Below are 4579 nucleotides of genomic sequence, written 5' to 3'. Positions count from 1 at the left end.
ATTTTTGGATGGTATTCTTAATTCCGCTCAGCAGGCTTTTCCACCAGTAGTTGAAAATCGATTTGGTTTCATCCCGTTCAAAGCGAATGCGTCCCGCCTGCATCCCGCTTTCCGGGGTATTATCGGATCTGACCACAAAATTATTGGCTACAAAGGTCTTGAGGTTTTCCATCAGCCCATGCTGTTGAATTGATTGCTTGTCAAGCACAGAAATTTTAAAGTCTTCATAGTTCATTACAAGCGTGCCGCTGGATTGGCTTTCGTTCAGCGTCATTTCAAACTCGAGACTATTAAGCTGTCCCCGGTCTACTCGTATAAAAGCGACATGTTCTAACATGCGGTTAAAAGCAGGCATTGATACAGCGTGCAGCTGTCCGCTGACTTTGTGAAACCCTTCCCCGGTATCCATGGGAAACTCGAAGTGAGCTTCGAGCAAGCCCATCCCCATCACCCGGCTCTCCGCATCCAGTGTAGTCGTAACGCCCCCCTTAACATCCTCGGGGTAGTTGCTGATGGACCGCAACACTGCGTCTGTCTCTTCAAAGGTTATCGTGCCGGCCCTCGGTGTGTCTCCTACATATTCGCTGTAGGAAATGAAGGCGTTTTCGATTCGCAGGGAATCAATTTTGACCGGCGTTTTCAGATCACGAAAGGCAATGAACGGCAGTGGCTTGGAGGTGGGGGGACCTCCTGCGATACCACGGTTAAGGTAGTCCTCGAGCTCGGGACTCTGAATGTGGCCATAACGGGCATAGACGTGCGCAGAGTCGACCAAGAGGGGAAAATTGATGTCTTCAAACCGTATGTCGGGAATAGTAAGGGCAATACGGTCAATCGTGCTGCCGTGCCGACGGGCAAACTCCAGCTCTCCGAAGCGGGGGATAAGCTGCAGGGAGTCCAGGCTAATGATTCCTTCATCGGAAGAAACGGAAAGCTGGCTGAAGCGGAGTACATTCAGGCTGTCGGGTAGCTTCGTCATGAAGTCCCCGGCCTTTATCTCCACCTCATCAGTGATAAAAATACGTCCGGATTGTGCGGAGGCCGAATCAACCCGGATGTTACGCAGAAAAAGATCCAGCTGCCGGAGGGAAGAGAGCGTATCGCCGGACTGTGTGAAGGTTCCGTATCCTTCCTGGATAATAAATTGGTCTATCTCAATCGCCCGGTACCGCTCGGAGATGGCGGCAAGGATGGTTGAATCCAGGGATGAGGACCGGCTGCTGTCTTTCGAGGCCCCGGTGTCGTGTGGATTCTTGAGTGCAGATATATCGGGTTGAGTTAGCCTGATGGTACCAATGCGGAGTTCGTCGCCCGTGAGCGAAGAAAACAGATTCATTCCCGTGACTTCAATCTCCTCAAAAGTTCCCTCGAACAGCTTGTCGGGGGGACTTCCGGACGGAGAGGAAGGGGACGAAAAAGCGGATGTATCGGCCCGGAGCCGAGCCTTGCGGATGGTGCCGGAGCCGGAAAAAACGTTGAGATTGAAATCCTCAAAACTGAGCGTATAGGTGCTGTCGGTGGATTGCCGCACCTGCTCTTTTAGACTGTTTGACAGGTAGTCATCTGCGAAAAAAGTAATAAAAATCTGAAAGAGAAGCAGCAGTATTAGGAGTCCCCCTATAACATACAGGATACCTTTAAGCAGTGGATTCATTCCGGAAATTCTTAGCTTGGTTTTCGACATGGACGTCATGTTTAGTCAATAGAGGGATTTTTAAGCTCACCCGTTGCAGTAAGCGGTTGTTCAGCAAACATGTACTCTTCGACAGGTTTCCCTTTGATAAGGTGCTGTTGGATGATTTGTTCCAACACGTCAGGCTTGCAGGAATGGTACCATATGCCTTCCGGGTAGACGACAGCGACGGGCCCTTTTTTACAGATGCGCAGGCAGTTGGCTTTGGTGCGATAGATGCCGCCGGCTCCATCGAGCTCTAACTCTTTCAGCCTTCTTTTGAGAAATGACCATGCTTTCAGGCCGATTTCCTTCTTGCAGCATTTGGGCTTCGTCTGGTCGGCACAGAGAAAGATATGCCGCTTGATTTTATCGACGTGCAGCTCTTTGGCTTTCCTTCGGACGCGTTCAGTCATTTTTAGCGATTTGATTTATGGCTTATATATTTATTGTTAGAGAGCTTTATAAAACCGTTCTTCGGGTCAATCCTTCCATTTTTGCAAATTTAAAATCCCTTATATAAGCCTTATATGCTGTGGTTCTGAACTCGTACAAGCTTTGATATCCGCCAAACTCCTGGTTTGTCCAAGGTCGGAAGATCGATCCTTGCCGAAGCAGCCGAAAGCATATAGAATGTTGAAGTCACAACTATCGGAATCTACCTTTGCCACTAATCAGGGTAACCGAAAAAGTAAAATAACCGGAGCCTGTGAGAAGTATGTCACTTGTTTTCTTTTTCATAAAAGTCCGCTATTGGGAGGAGAACTGTACTGCATCTCCTGGATATGCAACAACGATATGTTATGTTTTAATTAAGATATAATCGCATACCCAGCGCCCCTGCGAAATGAAAGCGAAAATACGGGCTGAAATCAATGATGGGAGCAAGTTCAAAGAAGGCTTCGAGATCAGAATCCTCGATGGAGTAGACCGTCCCTGCAGGTACACGGAGTCCGGTAATAAAATCATCACTTACATCGGTCCATAACAGCCGCAACCCAAGACCATAATAGAGGTGAAAATTATCGATAGTCATGGCCCGGTGCTCCAGGACATCCGTATGCAGGTAAACCTGTGAGATATTTTCACCCAGACTGAAGGAGAGGGCGCCGTCAATAGCCAAATCTTCATTTATCCAGGCTTTGGCGCTTAGCCCCGTCGGGTCGTTGAGTATGGCGCCAACGCCAATTCTTGTTTCCTGAGCCAATGCAGAGTGATTAACAGAGAGCAGAGATCCGCAGAAGAGAAGGATAAGCAGTATCTTTTTCATGATGGGGAGGGTTGTTAGTTAAATGGATTCCGTGGAGAATGTGCATAGTGGTAATTTCACTTTAAGTATCGTCGTTTTAAGTTAAGAAAATTGAATTCCATGACCATAATATAATTCGTTTAGGCGGCATTTCTTACAAATAAAAATACAGCCGTTGATTCGGTTGTTTTTGATTACTCCCAGAAGTCCTCCAGGAATTTTCCCCACCGCTCTGAGTTGTCTTCATAAACGCGCTTGAGGTCTGAAAGAATGGCCTGAAAATCTTCATCGTCGTGCATCGGTTGCCAAACGGGATTCTCGGCGATCCAGGGGTAGTTTTCGTACCCGAGGTAGATGGCTTTGCGCAGCCAGTGCAGCGCTTCGGTGCTGTTGCCGTCGACCACGCAGTAGGATGCAAGGCGGAAGGCCATTTCACAGTCGGTTGAAGCGATGGTCAGCAGTTCGTCGGTAATCAGCGCTTCCGCTTTTTCAGGCTCTCCGTTGCGCACATAACACATCGCCAGGGTCGGGTAGGTAACCCGCCGTTTGGGATCTTCCGCAATGACTGATTCTAAAATGGGGATCGCCTTTTTATAGCCGCCCTCGCGGAAATAGAGGTACCCTTCGGTCGTACGAAGCAGCGAGTGGTCGGGCTCGAGGGTGAGTCCTTTATTGACTTCCAGCCACGCCAGGTCCATCTGTCCCAGGTAGTGGTTCAGCCGGGCCCTCCGGTTATAAATCTGGGTGGCCGCTGCAGGGTTTTTCTGCAGGGCCCGGCCCAGGAGTCGCAACGCTTCTTTGTGCAGGCCATCCAGCTGTATGATGATGCCGGCGCCCAGCAAAACCTCGGAATTGCGGCCGTTATGTTTAAGCAAATACTGAATATCCCGGCGTGCCTGGTTTTTCTCACCCCGCCACAGGTAGGTATAGGCCCGCTGTAGCTTGGCCTCCACATTGTCCGGATCGAGTTCGAGCGCCCGCTCAAGGTGACGCTGAGCCTTCATGAAGTGGGTAGGTCCCCCCATCCCATTGGTCACATAGTTCAGATGCGTGCGGCCGAGTCCCCCGTGAGCGGCGGCAAAATCAGGGGCCTGGTCAAGTACCTCCTCAAATTTGTTTTTGGCTTCCCTGAGATCTTTGGGATTGTTCGATCCCCACAGAAACCGGGAAAGCAGGGCCTGTGCTTCAAGGTATTGTTCCGACAGGTCAATGGACAGATTATCCAGCGATGTTTTTTTCTGCCGGCTCTCTAATTTTCCGAGGTTGAAGAGGGTTTCAAAAATCTCATCAGTCAGTTCGCCCTGTACCTTGACGAGGTCAAAAGAGGGCACGGAAATAGTATTGCCGGCCTGTATGGTTTTGGTAGCTATTTCCACCAGCTGCCAGTTAAGCGTAAAGCCTTCTTCAGCCGTAAAAAAAGAGCCGGTCAGCACATATTCGGTCTGCAGCTTATGCCCCGCTTCAATCTCGTCAATCGACTGATCGGAAAGGGATAAGAAGGTGCCCGGGGGACGTATAACCACCGAAGCGTTTTGGGAAAGGCGGGTCGCTATGGCATCTGCCATGGCCAGTCCGAAGTAACGGTTTCGGTCGTTGCCTTCCACCTGTTTAAAGGGCAGTACGGCGATGGAATTTTCCGGGATGTCTTGATCATCTTT

At 49.8% G+C, this 4579-nt stretch carries 4 protein-coding genes; all 4 read right to left on the bottom strand.

Going from position 1 to position 4579, the window contains the following annotated elements; all coding sequences use genetic code 11:
• Window positions 1–1684, bottom strand: a 1684-nt coding sequence (locus ACESLU_RS12050; RefSeq protein ID WP_372638898.1) for a hypothetical protein, incomplete at its 3' end; no start/stop codon positions are given.
• Window positions 1685–1695: 11 nt separating this feature from the next.
• Window positions 1696–2088 (bottom strand): ferredoxin, encoded by a 393-nt coding sequence (locus ACESLU_RS12045; protein WP_372638897.1) that lies wholly within the window; start codon window positions 2086–2088, stop codon window positions 1696–1698.
• A 392-nt stretch (window positions 2089–2480) separates the two neighbouring features.
• A complete protein-coding gene (locus tag ACESLU_RS12040) occupies window positions 2481–2942 on the bottom strand; it encodes a hypothetical protein (RefSeq protein WP_372638896.1) in 462 nt (153 codons plus the stop codon).
• Between the two features lie 173 nt (window positions 2943–3115).
• A partial coding sequence (locus ACESLU_RS12035; RefSeq protein ID WP_372638895.1) for a tetratricopeptide repeat protein occupies window positions 3116–4579 on the bottom strand: 1464 nt, incomplete at its 5' end.

Origin of the sequence: Fodinibius sp. (assembly GCF_041642155.1) — a bacterium.
In the GTDB taxonomy this organism is placed as follows: Bacteria; Bacteroidota; Rhodothermia; order Balneolales; family Balneolaceae; genus Fodinibius.
Note: the sequence above shows the minus strand (reverse complement) of the source record. Positions and strands in the feature narration are given on the sequence as shown.

What these genes read in the sequence shown, in the direction of transcription:
- ACESLU_RS12045 (WP_372638897.1), bottom strand. Translation starts at nt 2,088, where the DNA reads ATGACTGAACGCGTCCGAAGGAAAGCCAAAGAGCTGCACGTCGATAAA.
- ACESLU_RS12040 (WP_372638896.1), bottom strand. Translation starts at nt 2,942, where the DNA reads ATGAAAAAGATACTGCTTATCCTTCTCTTCTGCGGATCTCTGCTCTCT.